13 protein-coding genes are annotated in these 24,778 nt (G+C 43.3%); 9 read left to right on the forward strand and 4 right to left on the reverse strand.

All coding sequences use genetic code 11. From position 1 onward, the window contains the following. Positions 1-4 precede the first annotated feature (4 nt). The 6 genes from PQ461_RS03595 to PQ461_RS03620 all read left to right on the forward strand — a co-directional run bounded on the left by PQ461_RS03595 (position 5) and on the right by PQ461_RS03620 (position 11,572). Complete coding sequence (locus PQ461_RS03595; protein WP_274208271.1) at positions 5-1,831, forward strand: glycoside hydrolase family 35 protein; 1,827 nt, start codon at positions 5-7, stop codon at positions 1,829-1,831. A 274-nt stretch (positions 1,832-2,105) separates the two neighbouring features. Beyond that, positions 2,106-3,281: an aldose epimerase family protein gene (locus PQ461_RS03600; RefSeq protein WP_274208272.1), complete on the forward strand. Its 1,176-nt coding sequence runs from the start codon at positions 2,106-2,108 to the stop codon at positions 3,279-3,281. A gap of 17 nt (positions 3,282-3,298) precedes the next feature. Continuing rightward, complete coding sequence (locus tag PQ461_RS03605) at positions 3,299-4,846, forward strand: alpha-N-arabinofuranosidase (protein WP_274208273.1); 1,548 nt, start codon at positions 3,299-3,301, stop codon at positions 4,844-4,846. A gap of 15 nt (positions 4,847-4,861) precedes the next feature. Beyond that, entirely contained in the window at positions 4,862-6,847 is a 1,986-nt protein-coding gene (locus PQ461_RS03610; protein ID WP_274208274.1) for an alpha-L-arabinofuranosidase C-terminal domain-containing protein, read from the forward strand. Between the two features lie 47 nt (positions 6,848-6,894). After that, entirely contained in the window at positions 6,895-9,111 is a 2,217-nt protein-coding gene (locus PQ461_RS03615; RefSeq protein WP_274208275.1) for a glycoside hydrolase family 43 protein, read from the forward strand. Positions 9,112-9,169: 58 nt separating this feature from the next. Beyond that, positions 9,170-11,572 (forward strand): glycoside hydrolase family 31 protein, encoded by a 2,403-nt coding sequence (locus tag PQ461_RS03620; protein ID WP_274208276.1) that lies wholly within the window; start codon positions 9,170-9,172, stop codon positions 11,570-11,572. A 67-nt stretch (positions 11,573-11,639) separates the two neighbouring features. Here PQ461_RS03620 and PQ461_RS03625 read toward each other — a convergent pair whose 3' ends face one another. After that, positions 11,640-13,007, reverse strand: coding sequence for a glycoside hydrolase family 43 protein (locus tag PQ461_RS03625; RefSeq protein WP_274208277.1), 1,368 nt, complete (start codon positions 13,005-13,007; stop codon positions 11,640-11,642). Between the two features lie 12 nt (positions 13,008-13,019). Next, entirely contained in the window at positions 13,020-14,090 is a 1,071-nt protein-coding gene (locus PQ461_RS03630; RefSeq protein ID WP_274208278.1) for a glycoside hydrolase family 43 protein, read from the reverse strand. A gap of 187 nt (positions 14,091-14,277) precedes the next feature. Between PQ461_RS03630 and PQ461_RS03635 the strand changes: the two genes are divergently transcribed. The 3 genes from PQ461_RS03635 to PQ461_RS03645 all read left to right on the forward strand — a co-directional run bounded on the left by PQ461_RS03635 (position 14,278) and on the right by PQ461_RS03645 (position 22,160). Then, entirely contained in the window at positions 14,278-16,488 is a 2,211-nt protein-coding gene (locus tag PQ461_RS03635; RefSeq protein ID WP_274208279.1) for a glycoside hydrolase family 3 C-terminal domain-containing protein, read from the forward strand. A gap of 655 nt (positions 16,489-17,143) precedes the next feature. Then, positions 17,144-20,218, forward strand: coding sequence for a SusC/RagA family TonB-linked outer membrane protein (locus PQ461_RS03640; protein ID WP_274208280.1), 3,075 nt, complete (start codon positions 17,144-17,146; stop codon positions 20,216-20,218). A gap of 10 nt (positions 20,219-20,228) precedes the next feature. Further along, on the forward strand, positions 20,229-22,160 hold the full coding sequence (locus PQ461_RS03645) for a RagB/SusD family nutrient uptake outer membrane protein (RefSeq protein ID WP_274208281.1): 1,932 nt from the start codon (positions 20,229-20,231) through the stop codon (positions 22,158-22,160). A 193-nt stretch (positions 22,161-22,353) separates the two neighbouring features. Here the strand turns inward: PQ461_RS03645 and PQ461_RS03650 are convergent, their stop codons facing one another. Next, entirely contained in the window at positions 22,354-23,901 is a 1,548-nt protein-coding gene (locus PQ461_RS03650; RefSeq protein ID WP_274208282.1) for a glycoside hydrolase family 43 protein, read from the reverse strand. A 16-nt stretch (positions 23,902-23,917) separates the two neighbouring features. Beyond that, positions 23,918-24,778, reverse strand: a complete 861-nt coding sequence (locus PQ461_RS03655; RefSeq protein WP_274208283.1) for an alpha/beta hydrolase — start codon at positions 24,776-24,778, stop codon at positions 23,918-23,920.

Here is a 24,778-nt window from a genome sequence, read left to right on the forward strand (position 1 = left end):
GCTCATGAGAAAAATAAAATACCTGTTCATTTTAATGTTGTTCGTATTCGCCGGCAACATTCAGGCCCAGAAACTACAGCATACATTTGCACTTGCCGACTCGGTCTTTTTGCTGGATGGAAAACCTTTCCAGATGATCAGCGGCGAAATGCATTACCCGCGCATCCCGCGCGAGGCATGGCGCGCAAGGATGAAAATGGCTAAAGCTATGGGGTTAAATACTATTGGCACCTACGTTTTCTGGAACCTGCACGAGCCGCAGAAAGGCAAGTTTGATTTTCAGGGCAATAATGATATTGCCGAATTTGTGAAAATAGCGAAGGAAGAAGGCCTTTGGGTAATATTGCGCCCAAGCCCTTATGTATGCGCCGAGTGGGAATTTGGCGGTTATCCTTACTGGTTGCAAAACGAAAAAGGCTTGGTAGTGCGTAGTAAAGAGGCGCAATACCTTAAAGAGTATGAGACCTACATCAAAGAAGTAGGAAAGAAATTGGCACCGCTTCAGATCAATCACGGTGGTAACATCCTGATGGTTCAGATCGAGAACGAATACGGATCTTACGGGAGCGACAAAGATTACCTGGCCATCAACCAGAAGATGTTTAAAGATGCCGGTTTCGATGGCTTGCTTTACACCTGCGACCCTGCACCGGATCTGGTAAAAGGACATTTGCCGGGCTTGTTACCCGCAGTAAACGGCTTGGATAATCCTAAAAAGGTAAAACAGCTGATCCGTGAAAATCACAATGGTAAAGGGCCGTTTTATATTGCCGAATGGTATCCGGCTTGGTTTGATTGGTGGGGAACTAAACACCATACTGTTCCTGCCGAACAATATGCAGGCCATTTAGATTCGGTACTGGCAGCGGGTATATCCATCAACATGTATATGTTTCATGGCGGCACAACCCGTGCTTTTATGAATGGGGCCAATTACAAAGATGATACCCCTTACGAGCCTCAGGTAAGCAGCTACGACTATGATGCACCTTTGGACGAGGCAGGTAACGCAACGCCCAAATTTATGGCTTTCAGGGAGGTGATAGAAAAGCATTTGGCTCCGGGTGTAAAATTGCCTGCCGTTCCGGCTGCTAAACCAGCAATGGCTATACCTGCAATAAAACTTAACCACGCTGCGCCACTTTTACAAAATTTGCCCGTGGCAATCAGTAATAAAACGCCGTTAACTTTTGAAGATTTACAACAAGACTATGGCTATGTACTTTATCGCACAAAAATTAAAGGCAGCCGTAAGGGGCAGTTGTTAATTAAAGGGCTAAGGGATTATGCCGTAATAATGGTTAACGGAAAAACGGTAGGTACGCTTGACAGACGGCTTAAACAGGATAGCATGAACGTTACATTACCTGCAGGTACGGTAACGCTTGATATTTTGGTGGAGAATCTGGGCCGTATCAATTTTGGTAAATACCTGCTTGATAATAAAAAAGGTATCACGGGATCAGTGTCATTTAACCAGGCAGAAATTAAAGGCTGGCAAATGTACAAGTTGCCATTTGCTGCTGTAAACCAGGTGAAATTTGGTGGTGTGGCTAAAGCGTCTGGGGTGCCAATGTTACAAAAAGGCACTTTCTCTTTAAACACTGTGAAAGATACCTACTTTGACATGAGTAACTGGGGCAAAGGCGTAGTATGGATCAACGGACATAACCTTGGGCGCTACTGGCGTGTAGGCCCGCAGCAAACCTTATATGTTCCGGCCGAGTGGTTAAAGAAAGGCATTAACGAAGTAGTTGTTTTTGACCTGCTTAAATCTCAAAGTACCTTAACTGCTGTTGATAAGCCAATTTTAGACAAGTTAAATAACTAAAAGCCTTTAGTAAGGTATAACGAAAAGGATCTGTCATAATATGGCAGATCCTTTTTTGCTGTAAAATCAACACTTAAAGCAACCGGTCATTGCCTTTATTGTATGATTTAATAATATAAATCCTAAAAGGCTTATAATGCTATTAAATTTAAAGTGTTATTATAACAATTAAAAATCTTCTTATATTGTACAAGTTTTGGAGTAACCACCAAAAAACCAATTAGCCCTAAATACCAGATCAGTATTATGCTGTATCACAAACTTGAATAATTTTATGAGAACACCTGCAACAAAACTTTTGCCTGCTTTTATAGCAGTAATTGCCTTAGTCAATCAATCGTGCAAGGGACCTGCGCAAAAAAAAGATAGTAAGGATACCGCTGCTATTGAGGCTGCCATACCAGACTCTGCCAATTTTAACAGCACGGTAGATGGTAAAAAAACGCATTTGTATTTATTGACCAATAAAAATGGTGTAAAGGCAGCCATTACCAATTATGGCGGCAGGGTAGTAAGTTTATTGGTGCCTGATAAAAGCGGTGCATTTAAGGATGTGGTTTTAGGATATGATAATGTAAAGTCATACCAAAAGAAAAAAGAACCGTTTTTTGGTGCGCTGATAGGCAGATACGGTAACCGTATTGGTAAAGGCAAATTCACATTGAACGGGAAGCAGTATCAGCTTGATGTAAATGACAGCCTGAATACCTTGCATGGGGGCTTTAAAGGATTTAACGCGCAGGTTTGGGATGCTAAGCAATCAGACAATCATACGCTGCAGCTTTCTTACACTTCAAAAGACGGTGAGGGCGGCTATCCGGGTAATTTAAATGTTAAAGTGACTTATACCCTACAGGATGATAACTCACTGAAAATTGATTACAGCGCAACGGCAGATCAGCCGACGGTGGTAAATCTTACCAACCACAGCTATTTCAACCTTAATGGTGCTGGCAACAAAACCATCCTTGACGATTCATTAAAAATTGACGCTGATAAATTTACACCGGTAGATAATACCTTGATTCCAACCGGTGAGCTAAAAGATGTTAAAGGAACGCCGTTCGACTTTACTAAGTTTAAAACTATTGGCCAGGATATTGATAAGCAGGATGAGCAGCTGAAAAATGGAAAGGGTTATGATCACAATTTCGTATTGAACAAGCATACCCTGAGTACATCTATTGCTACGGTTAAAAGCCCTTCAACCGGTATTGTGCTGGACGTTTATACCGAAGAACCAGGGATTCAGTTTTACAGTGGTAATTTCCTGACTGGGAAAGATACTGATGGTAAAGGCGGTGTTGCTTACGGTCATCGTTCTGCTTTATGCCTGGAAACACAGCATTTTCCTGATTCGCCTAATAAGCCGTCTTTCCCAAGCACTACGCTTAACCCGGGCCAAACTTATCATACGACTACTATCTATAAATTTTCAGTAAGCAAATAATCTTTCAAACGCATTAAATGAAAACACATTTACTGAAAGCGCTTAGCGTATTGTTGTTAAGCTCATCGCTGATAAAGGCGCAAACTACTATTAAGGTAGACCTAAATAATGCCTCGGCTAATCCCACCATCAGTAAGTATATCTATAGCCATTTTGCCGAGCATTTAGGGCGTGGTATTTATGATGGCTTTTATGTAGGCGATACATCGAAAATACCTAACACCAATGGGGTACGTAATGATGTCATTGCAGCCTTGAAAAAAATGAAGATCCCGTCGTTAAGATGGCCGGGCGGTTGTTTTGCCGATACCTATCATTGGCGCGATGGAATAGGGCCTAAAAATCAAAGGCCGGCTATCGTTAATAAATGGTGGGGCGGTGTAGTGGAAGACAATAGTTTTGGTACGCACGACTTCCTGAATATGTGCGAGCTTTTAGGTGCAGAGCCTTATGTATCTGGCAATGTTGGCAGCGGTACCGTTCAGGAACTTGCAGATTGGATCCAATACACCAGTTCAGATAATAAAAACCCAATGTCGGATTTGCGCAAAGCTAACGGCCGCGAAAAGCCCTGGAGCGTTAAATTCTGGGGGGTAGGTAACGAGGCCTGGGGCTGCGGCGGTAATATGACACCAGAATACTATTCGAACGAGTTTAGAAAGTATTCCACCTTTATGGGTAGCTCTGAAGGGAAAACCAAAATATTCAGGGTGGCATCTGGCGCCAGCGATGATGATTACAACTGGACTGAAACCTTGATGAAAAACATCCCTCATGGATTAATTGAGGGCGTAGCTGTGCATCATTACGCGGTTATCGGCTGGAATAGTAAAGGTCCGGCAACGGGCTTTAACGAGCAGCAGTATTTTACTACCATGCAACGCGCGCTGCAAATGGATTCACTGGTGACCAAACATGCGCGTATTATGGACAAGTATGATGCTAAAAAGCAGATCGCCCTTGTTGTGGACGAATGGGGCGGTTGGTATGACGTAGAACCTGGCACCAATCCCGGATTTCTGTATCAGCAAAACACCATGCGCGATGCCATGATAGCAGGTACTACGCTCAATATTTTTAACAACCATGCCGACCGTGTGCGTATGGCTAACCTCGCACAATGTGTAAATGTGCTGCAGGCTGTTATCCTTACTAATAAGCAAAAGATGATCCTGACGCCTACGTATTATGTTATGGAAATGTATAACGTACACCAGGATGCTACGCTGATACCAACCCACGTAAGCGAAACCGAATACACTTTCGGAAAAGATAAATTACCTGCCGTATCTGCATCTGCTTCTAAAGATAAAGCAGGTGTGGTGCATATCTCGTTAACAAATATCGACCCGGCTAAAAAGCAGAAAGTGACACTTACCTTAGATGGACAAAACTTTAAAGGAGTAAGCGGCAGGATCCTGACTTCGGCAAAAGTGGGCGATTGCAATACTTTTAACGATCCTGAAAAGATTAAAACTGTAGCATTTAATAATGCAGTTTTGAAGGGCAATACATTAGAGGTTACTTTGCCTGCAATTTCAGTAGTTGTACTTACACTTAATTAAACCTGTTGTATTAAAATGAAATTTCTTTCTCTATCTGCACTGTTATTGTTATCAGGCATCAGCTTTACAAAAGCCCAGCCGGTTAACAAACTGAATTATGTGATTAAAGCAGACAGTATAAAAGCGCATGTACAGCCAACTATGTACGGTATCTTTTTTGAAGACATCAACATGGCGGCAGATGGCGGCGTTTATGCAGAGTTGGTAAAGAACCGGTCTTTCGAGTTTAATGATAACCTGATGGGCTGGGCAAAGCAAAAGAAAAATGGCGGTAATGGTACAGTTACTGTTGTTGACCGTGCGAAAGAGCGCCCGGAAAACCCGCATTATATCACGCTTGCAGTTAATACAAACTCAGGATACTTTGGCTTATCTAATGAAGGTTTCCGCGGAATGGGGATCAAAGCAGACGAAACTTATAACTTTTCAGTTTTTGCCCACCAGCATGACATAACTAATCCGGTAAAATTAGCGATAGAGCTGCATGATTCTACCGGCGTTGTTATTGGCAGGGCTAGCCTTAATCCTGTGGGTAAAGAATGGAAGCGTTACCATGTAAGTTTTAAGGCAACAGCTACCACTTTAAAAGCGCAATTGTATCTGTGGTGCAGCCATAAAGGAAGCATTGACCTGGATATGGTTTCGCTTTTCCCGCAGCATACCTGGAAAAACCGTCCGGGTGGGCTTAGAGCCGATCTGGTGCAAAAGCTTTATGACCTTCATCCGGGCTTTTTAAGGTTCCCGGGTGGATGTATCGTAGAGGGGCGAGATCTGGCCAACCGTTACCAATGGAAAAAAACGATAGGAGACGTTGATAAGCGTGAAAATATTATTAACCGTTGGAATGTTGAATTTAAGCACCGCTTAACTCCCGACTACTATCAAACATTCGGCTTAGGTTTTATGGAGTACTTTATGCTTGCAGAAGATATTGGTGCCTCACCGCTGCCTATCTTGAATTGCGGCATGGCATGTCAGTACAATACCGGCCAGCTGGTACCGCTTAATCAGATCGATCCTTATATTCAGGATGCCCTAGACTTGATAGAATTTGCAAACGGATCAGCGGATACCAAATGGGGAAGGTTGCGTATATCACTCGGGCATCCGAAACCATTCAACCTGAAACTAATGGGTGTTGGAAACGAGCAGTGGGGCGAGCAGTATATTGAGAGATGGAAGGTGTTTGAGAAAGCCATTAAACAGAAATATCCTTACATGCAGTTGGTATCAAGTGCAGGGCCAGATCCATCTGGGCCTAAATTCGATTACCTGAATGCTACACTACGTGGTTTTAATGCGGATATTTTGGATGAACACTATTACCGTAACCCGGAATGGTTCCTGAAAAACGTTAAACGCTATGATGATTACGACCGCAAAGGATCAAAAATATTTGCCGGTGAATACGCGGCGCAGAGCGGTGATATAGGCAGTCCTAAAAATAAAAATAACTGGGAATGCGCCATGTCAGAAGCGGCTTTCATGACAGGGTTAGAGCGTAATGCCGATGTTGTGATAATGGCATCTTACGCACCTTTGCTTGCAAAGGTAGATGCCTGGCAATGGACACCGGATTTGATCTGGTTTGATAACCTTACCTCATACGGTACACCTAACTATTATGTGCAGCAGCTTTATTCGGTAAACAAAGGAACTGATGTTGTTCCTATTACCCTTGGCGGGCAGGCAGTAACCGGTCAGCAGGGGCAATTTGCATCAGCCGTGCTTGATAAAAAGACGAACGAACTGGTGATTAAAGTGATTAATACCAGTAAAGATAAATCAACCGCCTCTTTTGATATTACAGGCGTAAACGGTTTTAAAAGTGAAGGCTTACTTACCACACTGCAAAGTGATGATCTGGATATCCAAAACTCGATCAGCAAGCCGGAGGCTATTAAGCCTGTAACCCGCAACATGAAAGTTTCAGGTAAAGAGCTGTCGTTAGAATTAAAACCATATTCATTTAATATTTTAAGGCTTAAAATGGCTAATTAATCTGCCCATATAATAATCTTTAAGAACATTTCTCTGATCATATTAGCATGCGATACATTCCTGATTTTAATAAAATAAACTCATTCAGCAAGACCCGGTTATCAGTGTTGCTGCTCTTGTTGTTCTTGTGTTCAAGTACGCTGTTAAAAGCTCAAAATGCAGGTAAAACTTCATCGCCGTATAAAGCTTACTTGTTCGTTTATTTTACAGGTAATGATAAAAACCAGGAAGCGGTACACTATGCTATCAGTGCTGATGGTTATCATTACTGGGCGTTAAATCAGGATAAGCCCATTCTTAACAGCGCAACCATCAGTGAAACAGGAGGTATCCGCGATCCGCATATCCTACGCGGGCAGGATGGTAAAACTTTCTATATGGTGGCTACGGATATGGTATCTGCCAAAGGCTGGAGCTCTAATCGCGGTATGGTATTGTTAAAGTCAACGGATTTGATTCACTGGAAATCTACTGCCATTAATATCCAGAAATCATATGCAGGCCAGGATAGCCTTTTACGTGTTTGGGCGCCACAAACTATCTATGATCCGGTTGCGAAAAAATACATGATCTACTTCTCGTTGAAGTATGGCAGTCAGCCCGACAAGATCTACTATGCCTATGCTAATAACGATTTTACTGCATTGGAAACCAAACCCCAGCAATTATTTTATAGCCCCGATAATGCCGCCTGTATAGATGGCGACATTGTTGAGAAAGGTGGTAAATATTACCTTTTCTTTAAAACTGAAGACCGCCAGCCGGGGATTAAAATTGCTGTTTCAGACCGCCTAACCGGAGGTTATAAAATGCAAAGTGAAGATTACGTACAGCAAACCAACTTACCGGTTGAAGGTGCCGGGACGTTTAAGTTAAATGATGGAAGCGGTTATATATTGATGTATGATATGTATACCAGTGGCCGTTACCAGTTTACAAAAACTACTGATTTAAAGAACTTCAAAGCAGTGGATAACGAGGTAAGCATGAACTTTCACCCAAGGCATGGTACGGTGATGCCTATCACTTCATCAGAGGCGCAAAGCTTGGTGAGTAAGTGGTTGTCACCTGCAGATGTGTTTCAAACCATGCAGGCAAAGGGTGTTAAGATCAATAATATCAAGTTAGATACGGCTGCTGCCAAATTATATCTGCCCATAATTCCTGGAGCTAATTTAAAAGCTCTAAAACCAACATTTGCCAAACTGCCTGGTGTAACTGTAAAGCCATTGACAGGTGTTGCTGACTTTTCGAAAGGGCCTGTAAGTTACAGGGTAACCATAACCGGACACCAACCTGTAGACTATAAACTAATTACTGTAGAAAATCATAACCCGGTATTGGCTGGCTATTATGCCGATCCCGAAATATTATATGCCGAAAAAACAGGCAAGTTTTATATCTATCCCACTTCTGATGGTTTTACAGGTTGGTCGGGCACTTATTTTAAAGCGTTCTCTTCACCTGACCTGGTGCATTGGAAAGATAACGGCGTGATATTAGATCTGGCTAAAGATGTAAGCTGGGCAAAACGCAATGCCTGGGCACCCTGCATCATCGAGAAAAAGATCAACGGTAAATACAAATACTTTTATTACTTCTGCGCGGCACAAAGAGTAGGTGTTGCCGTAGCCGATGATCCGCTTGGGCCATTTAAAGATTCGGGTAAACCATTAATTGATAAACTGCCTGAAGGTGTACGCGGCGGCCAGCAGATAGACCCTGATGTGTTTACTGATCCGCAAACGGGTAAAAGTTATTTGTATTGGGGCAACGGCTATATGGCAGGTGCCGAACTAAACGATGACATGACTTCCATTAAAGCCGGTACCACTAAAATTCTAACCCCTGATGATACTTACCGCGAAGGTACTTATGTGTTTTATCGTAATGGTAAATATTATTTCACATGGTCTGAAGATGATACACGCAGCGAAAACTATAAGGTAAGGTATGGTATTGCCGATGGGCCTTTAAGTAAGATCATGGTTCCTGCTAAAAACCTTGTTATCGCTAAGGATAAGGATGCAGGCATATACGGTACGGGGCATAACTCGGTATTGCAAATTCCGGGTAAGGATGAATGGTATTTGGTTTATCACCGCTTTAATTATCCTAAAGGTATTCAGATGGGTGATGCCGCAGGCTGGAACCGCGAAGTTTGTATTGATAAGCTAACTTTTGATGCCAACGGAATGATCAACCAGGTAATACCTACTCATAAAGGGATAGCTCCTGTAAAAATTAATTCGCACAATAGGTAATTAACTGTAAATTAGTTGTTGTCCGGCTAAGTATCCTTAATTAGCGGGCACAACCATTATGACCTTTAAAACCATCACTCAAAAAGCAGCCTTACTACTGCTTGCAGTAGCTTTATTGGTATTTGCAAGACCTGCAAATGCTGCTGTAGTCAATTACCATCGGGATAAAGACGGCGTAACATTTGTTTTAGACAAAGGGCTGATGATGGTAAAGGTGTGTGCAGACGATATCATCCAGGTTAAGTATACCCTCTTAAAATCCTTCCCGGCATTTAATTCATTGGTGGTAAATAATCAATGGAATACAAAAACTCCTTTCAAGGTCGAAACCTTGGGTGATGAAATAGTAATTACTACAGCCCGGCTCAAAGTGCAGGTAAATAAGCAGACCAATGCCATCCGGTATTTTACAAAAGGCGGCCAGCTAATAACCGGCGAAGATGGTGCTAATGGTAAGGCCATGCAAGCAGATACTGTAGCAGGTATAAGCACTTACAACTGCTCTACCCAATTTATCTCACCGTCTAATGAAGCCTTATTTGGCCTGGGTTGCCATCCTACAGATACACTTTCCATCAATTATAAGGGCCGCAACCAGGATATGGCCATCAAGTATATGACCGGTGCCATCCCGGTGTTGTTGTCTACCAAAGGCTATGGGTTAATGTGGGATAATTATTCAGCTTCAAATTTTTACGGCGCCGAAGATTCCAATACCAAGTTTAAGTATGTATCTGAAAGCGGTAAGCAGGTGAACTATTATTTTTTCTACGGGCCATCGTTTGATCATATCATTGATCTGTACCGCACAACCACAGGTAAAGCGCCAATGTTTCCTAAATGGAGCTTTGGCCTGTTCCAGTCGCAAGACAGGTATATGAGCCAGCAGGAGATCATCAGCGTAAAGAACAGGTACCGCAATGCCAATATTCCGGTTGATGTGATTGTGCAGGACTGGTATTACTGGGATCCGCTGCCCATCGGTTCGCATGTAATGAAGCCGGAGCGTTACCCTAATCCCAAAGCAATGGTAGATGAACTGCACAAAGCCAACATACATGGCATGATCTCGATATGGCCGGTATTTGGTAAGGGCACTCCAAATTATGATGCATTGGACAAAATGGGTGGCTTAACCAGTATTACATGGGATAATGTGGTTACCCATACTTTTGACACGTACTATGATGCACATAACCCTAAAGCGCGAGAACTTTACTGGGACCAGGCGCGCGACAGCCTGGTTAAGCGTTATGGCTGGGATGCCTGGTGGGTTGACCAATGCGAACCCGATAACGGCGCTTTGCTTGACGAACGCCGCAAGGCTGATTTTTCGGTAGGCAAGGGGATAGATTATTTTAACACCTATTCATTAGAACACTCCAAAGGTTTATATAAAGGCTGGAGAAGGGATATTCCGGGTAAGCGGGCATTCTTCCTGATCCGTCAGTCTTTCGCAGGCGAACAACGAAATGCGGCTACCTTATGGTCTTCAGATATCAGCTGCTCGTTTGCGGCTTTAAAGTCACAGGTACCGCAGGGAATAAACGCCTGCGTTTCGGGCATCCCTTACTGGACATCAGACATTGGCGGGTACCATTACAACTGGAAAGCGCCTGATTGGTCTAAACCCGAGTTCAGGGAGTTGTTTACGCGCTGGTTCCAGTTTGGAACGTTTAGCCCCATATTCAGGATACATGGTAAAGGCGAACGGGCTATATTTTCAAGCAACTGGGACGAAGCAACCCGAAGCATCCTGTTAAAATATGATAGGCTGCGTTACCGTTTGCTGCCTTATATCTATTCACTTTCGGGCAGGGTAACCATGCAAAACTATACCATCATGCGTTCGCTGGCCTTTGATTTTAGGGATGATGCCAAGGTTTACGATATTCCGGATCAGTACATGTTTGGCCCTGCATTTATGGTGAATCCTGTTACCGAACAATTATACACAGGAGATGACGCTTTGCTTGGTAGACATACCCGCAAGGTATACCTGCCAGTGGGTACGAGCTGGTATGATTTCTGGACAGGGAAAAAATATGAAGGAGGGCAAACCTTAAATGTTAATGTGCCTGTTGAAACCATGCCATTATATGTTAAGGCAGGTTCTATTATACCGATGGGGCCGGTAATGCAATACGCTACCGAGAAACCGGCAAATGTGATCGAGCTTAGGATATATCCGGGAGCAGATGGCCGGTTTCAGTTTTACGAAGACGAGAACGATAACTACAATTACGAAAAAGGTAAATACGCCACCTTTACCCTTAAATGGAATGATAAACTAAAACAATTAAGTATTACAGATACCAAAGGAAACTTTAATGGGATGCTTAAGCAGCGCAAATTGAATATCGTAATTGTTAATGGTATGCATGGCGCAGACAGCGAATCTGCTACTAAGTTTGATAAAACGCTGATATATAAAGGGAAGGCTATGGTGGTGAAGCTGTAAGTTAAAGACGCCGACAATCTGAGATCATGGATATTTCAGGCTGTCGGCTTTTATTTATTTAAAATTCTTACTTCGCAAATCTCCAGTAATCGAAAAACAAAATATCTGTTTCGGCTTTGCCCTTAAATACAAAGTAAATATCATGTACGCCTGTGATTTTCTGTGCTGCTGTAGATACCACCGCCCAGCGGTCGTTACCACCTGTAAGCGGTACTTTTACTGTGCCCAATAATTGCCCGTCGATGCCATCAGCATGCACTTCCATTGATACGTCGCCGTTATGAGTGCTGCCTACGCGGGCATAAAATGACGAAGCACCATCTTTTCCAAAATCTACACTTTTTACTTCGGTATATGCCCCATTCTTTTTAGCGGTAACAAACACGCCTACTTCGGCATTTTGAGATGCCTTAACATTTTCAGACCAGGCAATGGTTTCTGCTTCCACTTTCTCATAGGGGTTTAAAGGCTTCAGGCTTTTGGTAATTCCGGGTTCCATTTTCATTGGTTTAAATGTTCCGTCTTTATTAAAAGCGGCCTCCTGGACACATACCGAACGGTTGAAGCCACTGCCGCCAGGCAAAGAACCGTTATGGTAGAAGAAATAGGTTTTGCCCTTATAATCAGCTATGCCCGGGTGGTTGGTGAAACTTCTACCCTCGGTAGCCATTAATGTGCCCTGATTTTTCCACGGGCCAAGCGGGCTTTTACTGGTCGAATAGCCAATATGTTCAGGCAGCGGGCCGCCTGCCCAGATCAGGTAATACAAACTGTTCCTTTTGTAAAGCCAGGGACCCTCTTCGTAAAGGGTCGGCCTATTGGCAACGCCATCTCTTTTACCAAATGAAGCCTCTGTCATCGGTACGGGCACCGGTTCGCCTTTAACCGAGATCATGTCATCATTTAACTTTGCATAATAGCAATCCGGGTTGCCCCAGTACAAATAAGCCTGCCCATCGTCATCGATATATACAGTTGGGTCGATGTCGCCATTGCTTACACTCACCAACGGTTTGCCAAGCGGATCATAAAAAGGGCCGTAGGGGCTATCTGATACAGCCACCCCAATAGCCGACCGGTGTTTATCCTTTGATTTAACCGGGGCATATAAATAAAACTTGCCATTGCGTTGCACCACCTGTATGGCCCAGGCATCGCCGTTTGACCAATCAAATGTTTTATATCCGGCAACCTGTCCGTGGTCTGTCCAGTTCACCATATCCTCGGTGGTGTACAGCTTCCAGTTATTCATTACAAACCATGTCGAGTTATCCTCGTCATGGCTGGTGTACAGATAAACTTTGCCATTATACACCAGCGGAGCCGGGTCGGCAGTATAGTTGGTTTGTATTATAGGATTTTGCGCAAAGGCAGTTGTTATACAGCCAGCGGCTACAAACAGGCAGGTAGTTAAATGTCGGAAAATGCTTTTCATACAGTAAGGCATTTAGCTTTTGAATGGATCAATCATGCGGATACTGCCATCAGCGTTATGATAAAGTTCAGTTACCTTAACGTTGCGCAGGTGTGTTTTACCTGATAGCTGAGTATCGTGATAAAAAATATACCACTTGCCTTTAAATTCAACTATTGAATGGTGGGTGGTCCAGCCCTCTACAGGTTTCATGAAAACGCCTTTATAAGTAAACGGGCCGTAGGGGTTATTACCTATAGCGTAGCATAAAAAGTGGGTGTCACCTGTTGAATAGGTGAAATAATATTTGCCATGGTATTTATGCATCCATGAGCCTTCAAAAAAGCGGCGGTCGTGGTCTTTGCCCAGCAGTGGCTTGCCTTTTTCGTCAACAATTACCACATCTCTTACTTTGCCTGCAAAGTGTTTCATGTCAGGTGCAAGCATAGCCACCTTGCAGCTAAGCGCAGGTGCATTATCCTGGTGTAAATCTGTTTTAGAACCGTCAGGCTGGTATTGGCCCGTTGCCCAGCGTTGCAGCTGGCCTCCCCATATGCCGCCAAAGTACATATAGCTTTTACCGTTGGTATCAGTAAATACAGCAGGGTCAATGCTGAAACTGCCAGGTATTGGCTTAGGCTCTGCCTTGAATGGGCCGGCAGGATTTTTCGAGGTAGCAACGCCAATGCGAAATACGTCTTGCTTGTCTTTTACCGGGAAGTACAGGTAATAAGTGCCGTTTTTATAAGCGGCATCCGGCGCCCACAATTGCCTGCCCGCCCAGGGAATATCTTTAATGTCCAGCGCAACACCATGATCTGTAACCGGCCCGCCAATTCTGTCTAAAGAAAGGATGTGATAGTCGCGCATGGCAAAATGATCGCCATTATCGTTCTCAGGTATCCCGGCATCGATATCATGCGATGGATAAATGTAGATCTTTCCATTAAATACATGCGCTGATGGGTCGGCAGTATAAATGGATTTAATCAGCGGTTCAGATAAATAGTGGCGTTTGCCCTGTGCAAAACCTGCTTGTACAGATAGTAAGCCTGCTGCAATACCTGCAACAGCAATTTTTTTGATAGCAATGTTGTTCAACATATAATATGGGTACTAATTGGTTTATGGTTAGAAGAAGAACTTTTCATCGATAATTGCAACAGGAGACGGAGCAAATTATCAATACAGTAAATTTATGCAATCGATTGTAAATATATGCAGGTTTATTTATTTTTAACAAGTACAGCATTCATTTAAACCTGAAGATTGCTAACCTAAATTAACCACCATGAGAAAAACACTAACCCTTAGCATAGCTGCTATAGCCATTGCTACCTGTTTTTGTATTGCTTTTAAATCGCCTGATAAGCATTATCAGTATCGTTTCCAAAACCCTCAGTTAAGTATTAGTGATCGCGTTGACGACCTGATCTCCAAAATGACTCTTGAGGAAAAAGTTGGGCAGATGCTTAATACTGCACCCGCAATTGAAAGGTTGGGCATTCCTGCATACAACTGGTGGAACGAGTGTTTGCATGGCGTTGCGCGTACGCCGTTTAAGGTGACAGTTTATCCGCAGGCTATTGCCATGGCTGCAACATGGGATAAGGCTTCTATTCATAACATGGGTAATTATACAGCAGATGAAGGCCGTGCCATTTATAATGAGAGTATGAAGAACGGTAAACATGACATTTACCTCGGCCTGACTTACTGGACACCCAATATTAACATCTTTCGCGATCCGCGTTGGGGTCGGGGTCAGGAAACCTACGGTGAAGATCCGTTTTTGACAGGCGAAATGGGGCGATCATTTGTAACCGGCTTACAAGGTAACGACCCTACATATCTAAAAGCCGCTGGCTGTGCAAAACACTATGCTGTTCATAGCGGACCGGAAGATATACGCCATAAATTTGATACAGACATTAGCGAGTATGACCTGCGCGATACTTACCTGCCTGCTTTTAAAAAACTGGTTGTTAATGCCAAAGTAGCGGGTGTAATGTGTGCTTATAATGCATTCAAGGGACAGCCTTGTTGTGGTAACGACTTGTTGATGAACAGTATACTGCGCGATGAATGGAAGTTTAAAGGCTATGTAACATCAGATTGCGGCGCTATAGACGATTTTTATCAGCAGCATAAAACGCATACGGACGCAGAAAGCGCAGCTGCTGATGCTGTATTGCATGGTACAGATGTGGAGTGTGGAAATGTTACCTATAAATCTTTGGTGCAAGCAGTAAAGGATGGCAGGCTTACCGAAAAGCAACTGGATATATCGTTGAAGAGGCTGTTCACTATACGGTTTCGCCTGGGTATGTTTGACTCGCCCGAGTTAGTTAAATATAACAAAATAGGTAAGGAAGTGCTGGAAGCTCCGGAGCATAAAGCCCTTTCACTAAAAATGGCGCATCAGTCGATGGTGCTGTTGCGTAATGAGCATAACACCCTGCCGCTAAGTAAAAATCTAAAAAAGATAGCAGTTTTAGGGCCTAATGCTGATAATGAAGAAACTGTATTGGGTAATTACAACGGCAGGCCATCGCATATTGTAACTGCGCTTGAAGGTATCAAGACAAAACTTGGCAGCGGTACGGAAGTAGTTTATGATAAAGCGGTTAACTATGTAGGCGATTCAACTAATCATAATGATTTTATCGCACTTATCAATAAAGTGAAAGATGCTGATGCAATTGTGTTTGTTGGCGGCATTTCTCCGCGGTTAGAGGGGGAGGAGATGAAGGTTAATACACCAGGGTTTCATGGTGGCGACCGTACCTCTATTATGCTGCCGCAGGTGCAAACAGATTTGCTTAAAGCGTTAAAGGCTACAGGTAAGCCTGTTGTTTTTGTAATGATGACCGGATCAGCAATTGCTATTCCGTGGGAATCGCAAAATATCTCGGCAATAGTTAATGCATGGTATGGCGGTCAGGCGGCAGGTACAGCACTTGCTGATATTTTATTTGGCGATTATAACCCGGCAGGCAGATTACCCGTGACATTTTATGCAAGCGATAATGATCTGCCATCTTTTACCGACTATTCTATGCGTAACCGTACCTATCGTTACTTTAAAGGCAAGCCACTTTACGGATTTGGCTATGGATTAAGCTACTCGCAGTTTAAGTACAGCAATTTACGTGTACAAGGTACTGTTGTTAAAGGCAAAGAACTATTGGTGCATGTGAACGTGACTAACAACAGCAAAATGGATGGCGAAGAAGTTACAGAGCTATACTTAACACACAAAGGGCTTGCACAGCCAGCACCTATCAGAGTTTTAAAAGGCTTTGAGCGTACATTAATTAAAGCAGGGCAAACAAAGGATGTTATGTTTAAGCTTTCGCCTGAAGATCTTTCTGTTACAGCATCAGACGGGAAGCTGCAAGAGCTTAGCGGCAAGGTGGACATTACGGTAGGTGGTAGCCAGCCTGATGAGAAAACTGCTTTAAATCATAAAACAGTGACTAAAGTAATTTCTATACTGTAATTAGTTTCGAAATAAAGCTGCCTGCATCAAGTACATGATATTTGATGCAGGCAGCTTTGTTTATGGTTCTCCATAGCCAATTGTTATTGAATAAGGCAAGGCATACAATCGATTGCGGAATAGTGGCATTTTAAACCTCTTCGATTGTGCAATACAGTGATTTTCTTAAATCGGATACTTCGCAGGCTAAACATTTCGACCCATGTACAACGTATAAATCTTTAAATACAAAGTACTACCCAAAATATGAGTCACCAAAGTTTATACCCATCAAATATTATCATCAAAAAATGTTTTTGCCTTAATTTTGAACATTTGTAGTATGTTTTTAATCAAAATTTGCATACAAAATCTTTTAAACATCTGAAATTAGCATCATTGCAGCCGGCTAACATCTTCATTACATAAGCCCGGCGCATTATAAACCAATACCAAAATTATAAACCAAAGCGCTCCAACAGAAAGTACGTTCATTGGCGCATATTATGAAATCGATTGCATCTTGGTAATCATATCATAAGCCGCAGCGATGCCTTCTGAAGGATAACAACCTAAAGAGAAGAAGCATATGAAAACTTAATAGGCTTAATGTAAGCCCCTGTCAAGGACAGGTGGTTAAAAACCAATCCTATACTTTAAAAACAAAACCAAGAACATGAGAAAACTTCGACTTTCTAATTTAAAACGCTGGAGAATAAGTCTGTCAATAGCCTTATTAACCATCATATCCATATCTGCACACGCCCAATCTATCTCATTACACGGTAAAATACTTGATGAGAAAGGCGAGCCGCTTCCCGGCGCGACAGTTCGTATTGCAGGAACCAGCACAGGTACGCAAACAGGTGTTAACGGTGAATTTAAACTAAGTGTGCCTGCCGCCACCAAAGCCATCACCATCAGCTTTGTGGGTTATGTAGAGCAGGTAAAAGCCATATCGACAGGCAAACCCGAATTAGGAGCTATTACTTTAATAAAGAGTTCAAGAGATATCAGCGAGGTGGTAGTTATCGGTTACGGTTCGCAAAGGCGCGAAGCTGTTACCGGATCTGTTTCTTCTATCAGCGGCGAACGTACAAGAGACGTTCCTTCACCAAACATCAGCCAGGCGCTACAAGGCCGTTTACCAGGTGTAGACATTCAGCAGACTTCAAGCCAGCCCGGTGCTACTACACAGATACTGATCCGTGGACAGCGTTCACTTACTGCAAGTAATGCACCGCTTGTTGTGTTAGACGGAATTCCGTTTGTAGGCAACATCGGTGATATCAATCCTACTGATATTAAAAGCATCGACATTCTTAAAGATGCATCTGCAACTGCTATTTATGGTTCGCGTGGTGCTAACGGTGTTATTTTAGTAACAACAAACAGGGGGCAAATGGGCGCAAATGCGCGTATCAGCTACAACGCTTATTATGGTATACAAACCCTTTTTGCGCGTTACCCGTTAATGAACGGCCCTCAGTTCTTAGCTTTAAGAAAAGCAGCCGGCTTATATAACAATGCATCAGACGAAGCTGATAACGTAAATACCGACTGGCAAAAATTATTTTACCAGACGGGTGCTATCGATAGCCATGATATAGCTGTATCAGGCGGTAGTGCAACCGGTAGTTATAACGTAGGTGGTGGATATTATACCAACAAAGGACTGATTCCAACACAACAATATACACGTTATTCAATTCGTGGTTCGGTAGATCAAAACGTAGGTAAATATGTGAAAATTGGCTTTACCCTTAACCAGAATTATAACTTAACAACAGGTAACCAGGTATCAGTAGGTAGTGTATTAGGCATTTCGCCATTGGCTAATCCTTACAATGCAGATGGTACTTTAAAAAGGAACATCAATACGCCGCTTACTACAAGCTATGTTCTAACAAAAGATGTGATCAATAACATCAAAGATCAATGGCTTAACCAAACACGTGGTTTCGCCAGCTACAACTCTGCTTATGGCGAGGTTAAAATTCCATGGGTAGAGGGCTTAAAATACCGCGTAAACGTGGGTGGCGATTATATCCAAAGCAATAATGGTAACTACACAGGTGTAGGTATATTAAGTACTACTCCAACAACATCATCAACTGCCGGTATTTCAAATTCGGCAACTTACCACTGGGTAATTGAAAACTTAATGAGTTACGATCGCACATTTGCGCGTAAACACAACCTGAACGTTGTTGCATTATATTCTACTGAGCAAAGCCGTTTTAACAGCTCAAGTTCATCAGCAAAAGATATCCCGGCAGATGCATTCCAGTTTTATAATCTGGGTGCTGCAACCGGCGAGGTAACACTTGGACAAGGTAATTACAGCCAAAGCGGGCTGATGTCGTACATGGCGCGTGCGATCTATTCTTATGATGACCGCTTCTTCTTACAGGCAACCGTTCGTTCAGATGCTTCTTCGGTTTTGGCCCCGGGCCATAAATGGCATACTTATCCGGCTGCATCACTTGGCTGGAACCTGATGAACGAGTCTTTCATGAAAAACGTTAAAACTTTTGATCTGTTAAAACTACGTGTAGGTTACGGTCAGACTTCAAACCAGGCTGTAGGTGCCTACCAAACATTGGGTGCGTTAACTTCACGTAACCAAAACTTTGGTGACACCAACTATGCTACCGGTTACTATGTTACCCAACTGCCAAACGCAAACTTAGGATGGGAGTATTCACAGACATGGAACTACGGTATCGATTTCTCTTTGCTTAATCACCGCTTGTCTGGTAAGTTGGAATACTATTCTACCCGTACCAAAGACCTTTTGCTAAGTGTGGGCCTTCCGCCAACATCTGGTGTAAGCAGCTATACTGCAAACGTTGGTCAAACTCAAAACCGTGGTTTAGAGCTTAGCTTAGATGGTACGATCATCAACAGCAACGGCTGGACCTGGGATCTGGGCTTTAACATCTATGGCAACCGCAACAAGTTAGTTGCCCTTGCTAACGGCCAAACCCGCGACGAAGGAAACTCATGGTTTGTAGGCCATAACATCAACGCTATTTATGATTACAAAAAGATCGGTTTATGGCAACAGGGTGATCCTTACTTAAACATTCTGGAGCCAGGTGGTAATGTGGGTATGATTAAAGTACTTTACACAGGCACTTATAATGCTGATGGTACGCCAACCCGGCCAATTGGTGCGGCAGACCGTCAGATCATAGACGTTGACCCTAAGTTTGAAGGTGGTTTCAATACACGCGTATCTTACAAAAACTTCGACTTTAGCGTAGTAGGTGTATATAAAGATGGTGGTGTATTAATCAGCACGCTTTATGGTTCTGCAGGTTACCTTGACCAGTTAACAGGCCGTAACAATAACGTTAACGTTGATTATTGGACCCCGACCAATACAGGGGCAAGTTATCCGAAACCAGGCGGTATCCTTAGCGGTGATAACCCTAAATACGGAAGCACCCTGGGGTATTTCGACGCTTCATACCTGAAAATTCGCACCATGACATTGGGTTACGATTTCAGCAAGTTAATATCCAAACGCGGTTCAACAAGGCTTCGTGCATACTTTACATTGCAAAACGCATTTGTACTGTTCTCGCCTTACAAAAAGGAGTCTGGAATGGATCCTGAAACCAACTCTTATGGTAACCAGAATGCCGCAGTGCCGCTATCCTATCAGCAACGCCGTTTCCTGACCATCGGTACCAATGCGCCTGCAACCCGCAACTACATTATGGGATTAAGTCTGAATTTTTAACGAAACTATCATGAAGAATTTAACAATTAAAGGCATAACATTAACTGCATTACTGGCTGTTTCGTCATTCGGATGCAAAAAAGTACTGGACGAAACTCCGCGAAGTATTTTTACACCAGACTACTTTAAAACTACGCAAGGTGTTAACGGCGGCCTTACAGCCATGTACTATCACTTACGCAATATTTACGGCCAGGGTTATTATTATAATTCCGGAGTTACAGGTACCGATGAGGCTACCTGGGGACAAAGCGCCGATGGTAACTTCAAAGACATGGATTGTTCTGGTGTGGGTGTAATACTTTCAACCAGCTTTCCGCCAAGCATACCCTGGGGCGAGTGTTTTCCTGACATCAATACTGCCAGCGGTGTAATTGAAAATGCCAGCGCTGCAGGTGTTGCTCCGTCACTGGTGGCAGAAGCTCGCTTCTTTAGGGCATTCGATTATTTTTTACTGGTTCAAACCTATGGTGGTGTTCCGCTTGACCTGGGCGCTGGTGTACTGAAATTTAATACCAACGCTGTACGCACCTCTAAGCGTAATACCGTGCCTGAGGTATATAGCCAGGCAATATTGCCTGATCTGTTGCAGGCGGTGAATGACCTGCCGGATAAACCGCGTGTTACCGGCGGTGTAACCAAAACCGTAGCGCGTTTTTATTTAGCTAAAGCATATTTAACATACGCATGGTGGCTGCAGAACCCTAATGGTATCCCTACTTACCCATCTGCAAACCGTACAGATCCGGGAGGCCATGATGCTTCCTACTATTTCCAAAAAGCTTACGATACTGCAACCAGCGCTATCGATAATGCAAGCTTGGGTGGTTATGCTTTGCAGCCTACATTTTATGATGTAAACGTTGCAACAAATGACCGTAACAGCGAAATGCTGCTTTATGCAGACCATACCCAGACAAGTGAAAAGTACAATGCATCAAGCTTGACTTATGGCAGCGGTGGTGCGCCTGATAACTTTGCAAGCTGGATGCTTACCTGGAACTATCCTAATATCAGCGTTGGTGGTATCAATCCGGTTCAGCGTGAATCAGATCAGCATTTAGGCCGCCCTTGGGTACGTATGGCGCCAACCATTGAGGCGATTAAAAATACCTTTGCCGATAAAGTGAACGACTCGCGTTACGATGGTACCTTCACTACCACCTATCGTGCAAACTGGCCGAAAGGAAATACACCGAATGCCAGCATTAATGGTGCTAACGGATTAAAAATTGTACCTGGCGATGCAGTATATACCTTCCTTGATAATGATAACCCTGCTGTAACTTATGCTGCAAGCGGTACTGGTTATGCTAATGCGGGTGGTGGTATATTACCAGGCAGAGCAGACTATGTGGTAAACCCAAGCAACATTAGCCGTATTGCGTATCCGGGTATATGGAAACTGGGCCCTTACCGTACAGATAGCGGTACCGGACTTGGACAGCCAAACGCTGGTAGCACACGCCCGTTCCCGATTGCTAAGCTTTCTGAATTATACCTGATTGCGGCCGAAGCTGTTGTTAAGGGGGCTGCCCCAACAGCCGGAAGAGGCGCCCGTGACCTGATCAATGTTTTACGTGCCCGTGCAGGTAAATGGCGTTTCAGCAACAATGGTAATACTACCAAAGTAGAGGACGATAGCCAGGCAATGATCGCTGCTACACCGGCAACTATTGATATCAATTATGTTTTGGCAGAACGCTCAAGAGAGTTTTTTGCTGAAGGTAACCGTTGGTATGATTTAGTGAGAACTCAAAAATGGGCAGAGCTGGCAGGAAGCTATACGATTTGCGGTGCTACGTTTAACGATCACAATCCTGTGAAAGTAACCCGTACCATTGATAATCACCTGTACCTGCGGCCTATCCCTCAAGGACAGATTGATGCGTTGGACATGAGCGCGGCAGATAAAGCAGCTTATCAAAATCCGGGATATTAATACTTTGTTTATAGTTGGTTAATCAGGCTGCCCGAGAGGGCAGCCTTTTTCATTTATGAGTTTTTCAAATGTTGGTAATATCAGTAAGATCGAATTTAACAGCCTAATTATCTGTTCATGTAGTGGAGGCTCATTAAATGCAAAATGCCCCGACCAATAACAGCCGAGGCATTCAATCTTTATAAATAGAATTTTATTTCACCCTAAACCAGTCGAAATCTACAAAGCCGCCCGGCTGTTGAGTAGCGTAATTAAACAAGCAGAATTTATTGCCGGTAAACAGTTTGAGGTTAAATACCATTGTTAGCTCATTGCCTAATGCCTTAAATGTGGTATTGTCGAGGCTATACTCGAATTTAGCTTTCTGGCTGGCGTTAGAAACCTGTGCACGCAGGTAAACTTGCGTTGTACTGATCTTTACAGAATCTGTTTCTGTGCCGTTGTTTACCATAACAATGTACCTGTTACCGTTGGTTTGTTTAACGGCTAAATAAGCATAAGGGTTTTGGAAAACGCCGATACCGGCTATATCACCATCTTTCATGTGGCTTACATCTATGCGTGTTGTGCCAGCTGTAGGAATGTTTTGATCATACTTAGCAAAGGGGCGTTGTGTTAATGTATTCCTTGCTTCCATTAAATTAGTAACAGACCGGCTGGTTGTCAGCCTTAAAAAACCAGGCCTTGCACTTAGCGACCAATGTTCAGGATCGGGGTTGTGATTCCAGCCCCATTGCATACCAAGCGCACGTGTGTTAAATTCATCAGAAGTTGGGAACGTTTTGATAGGATAAGTTTTGCCCACATTAGGTTTGCGATAAGTAATTACCGCCTTGCCATTTACACCCACCATTGGCCAGCCATCAACCCATGTAACAGGCTGTAAAGAGGGAAAACGCCCTAACGGGCCTGCATCTACAAAAAGCATGGTCCACCATTCGCCGGTTTGCGTTTGGATTAATGCCCCCTGATGCGTGCCGAAGGTAATACCCTTTGTGGTGTCGCGTAACACAACCTTTTGCTCGTACGGGCCATAAATGTTCTTAGAGCGAAGCGCTACCTGTATGCCATCGCGTCCTCCGTAAGTAGAGTACAGGTAATAATAACCATTAATCTTATAAACGTGCGTCCCTTCAAGACCTGGCCTGATGTCGCCGTTATACACCAGTGAATCTTTTGAAATAGGGGCAAGGTTGGCATCAACCTCGGTGATTGAAATTTTGCTATAACCTTGCGCTACATAAATTTTGCCGTTATCATCAAAAAACAAGCCCGGGTCATAGAAACCTTTAGGTAGTTTTTTCAACTCCCATGGTCCTTCAGGATTTGTTGCCGTACACATAAATCCACCCTCGTTTAAAGTAATAAACAACAGGTAAAATTTACCGTTGTGATATTTCATGCTGGTTGCCCATTGTCCGTGTCCATAACGGTTGCAGCCATCCAGATTGTAACAATCGCCAAAGTCAAAACGAGGAATGGCATTGCTGCAATACGCCCAGTTCACCAGATCCTTCGATTTAAGAATAGTTACCCCCGGGAATATGTACATGGTGGTAGTAACCATGTAATACGTATCATTAACGCGGATCACATCAGGATCAGGAAAGTCTGCCGAAATAACCGGGTTGGTATACGTGCCATTTCCGTTATCACTATGCAGCCCCTGCCCTAAAGCAGGCTTCTGTAATGCAACGATCGTAATGATGAATAAGGAAAGACTTAAGGCTTTTTTTAACATAATTAAGATTTAAAATCTACTGTGAATTGGTTGGTTTAAATATACGTTGCGAGAATAGGTATAAGTCATTTTTCCAAACTTTGAAATCATGTACGCCGGGTTCTACATAAAAGATATGCGGTATGTTATTCTTTTCAAGAAAGTCGTGTGTACGCTGACTGAATGAGATTAAATTGTCTCTATCTCCGCAAGAGATCCAAAGCAGTTTAATTTTCTTCTTAGCCAGTTCAACATCTGGTACTAATGCTTCGGGTGTTTTTGTATTTGGTGCCGAAGAGAAGCCGCCTATCCATGCAAATTTATCCAGATTACCCAGTCCAAAATTTAACGACTGGCCGCCACCCATAGATAAACCGGCGATGGCGCGGTGCTCGCGGTCTGTATAAACCGGATATCTTTTCTGAATGTAAGGGATTAGTGATCCAAGCAAATCTTGCTCAAACGTTGCAAAAGCCTGTACTTTATCGGCAGCCATAATGTTGCCGGTGGCGCGGTCGTTTTTCATGGCGCGTCCGTTTGGTAATACCACAATCATAGGTACAACTTTACCTTCGGCGTATAAATTATCTAATATCACTTCCGGGTGCCCGTTGTGCAGCCATTCATATTCGTCGCCGCCAATGCCATGCAGCAGGTACAGCACCGGGTACTTTTTATGCTTATTATATCCCGGTGGAGTATAGACTAATGCACGCCTTATTGTATCCGTAGTGTTAGACTGATACAAAATCGTATCAATTTTACCGTGAGGTATATTGGTACGAAGCGAGTCAAAACCCTGCGGCGAATGTTGAATTGTGTTTTGTGCTTTGCTACTACTGATACTTACCATCAGTAATGCCGCGCAGATTGCTGTTTTAAATAGTTGTTTCCTCAT

This window comes from Mucilaginibacter sp. KACC 22063, from assembly GCF_028736115.1.
GTDB lineage: Bacteria > Bacteroidota > Bacteroidia > Sphingobacteriales > Sphingobacteriaceae > Mucilaginibacter.

Coding starts and splice junctions, on each gene's coding strand:
- PQ461_RS03595 (WP_274208271.1), top strand. CDS start 5: ATGAGAAAAATAAAATACCTGTTCATTTTAATGTTGTTCGTATTCGCC.
- PQ461_RS03600 (WP_274208272.1), top strand. CDS start 2,106: ATGAGAACACCTGCAACAAAACTTTTGCCTGCTTTTATAGCAGTAATT.
- PQ461_RS03605 (WP_274208273.1), top strand. CDS start 3,299: ATGAAAACACATTTACTGAAAGCGCTTAGCGTATTGTTGTTAAGCTCA.
- PQ461_RS03610 (WP_274208274.1), top strand. CDS start 4,862: ATGAAATTTCTTTCTCTATCTGCACTGTTATTGTTATCAGGCATCAGC.
- PQ461_RS03615 (WP_274208275.1), top strand. CDS start 6,895: ATGCGATACATTCCTGATTTTAATAAAATAAACTCATTCAGCAAGACC.
- PQ461_RS03620 (WP_274208276.1), top strand. CDS start 9,170: ATGACCTTTAAAACCATCACTCAAAAAGCAGCCTTACTACTGCTTGCA.
- PQ461_RS03625 (WP_274208277.1), bottom strand. CDS start 13,007: ATGAAAAGCATTTTCCGACATTTAACTACCTGCCTGTTTGTAGCCGCT.
- PQ461_RS03630 (WP_274208278.1), bottom strand. CDS start 14,090: ATGTTGAACAACATTGCTATCAAAAAAATTGCTGTTGCAGGTATTGCA.
- PQ461_RS03635 (WP_274208279.1), top strand. CDS start 14,278: ATGAGAAAAACACTAACCCTTAGCATAGCTGCTATAGCCATTGCTACC.
- PQ461_RS03640 (WP_274208280.1), top strand. CDS start 17,144: ATGAGAAAACTTCGACTTTCTAATTTAAAACGCTGGAGAATAAGTCTG.
- PQ461_RS03645 (WP_274208281.1), top strand. CDS start 20,229: ATGAAGAATTTAACAATTAAAGGCATAACATTAACTGCATTACTGGCT.
- PQ461_RS03650 (WP_274208282.1), bottom strand. CDS start 23,901: ATGTTAAAAAAAGCCTTAAGTCTTTCCTTATTCATCATTACGATCGTT.
- PQ461_RS03655 (WP_274208283.1), bottom strand. CDS start 24,778: ATGAGGAAACAACTATTTAAAACAGCAATCTGCGCGGCATTACTGATG.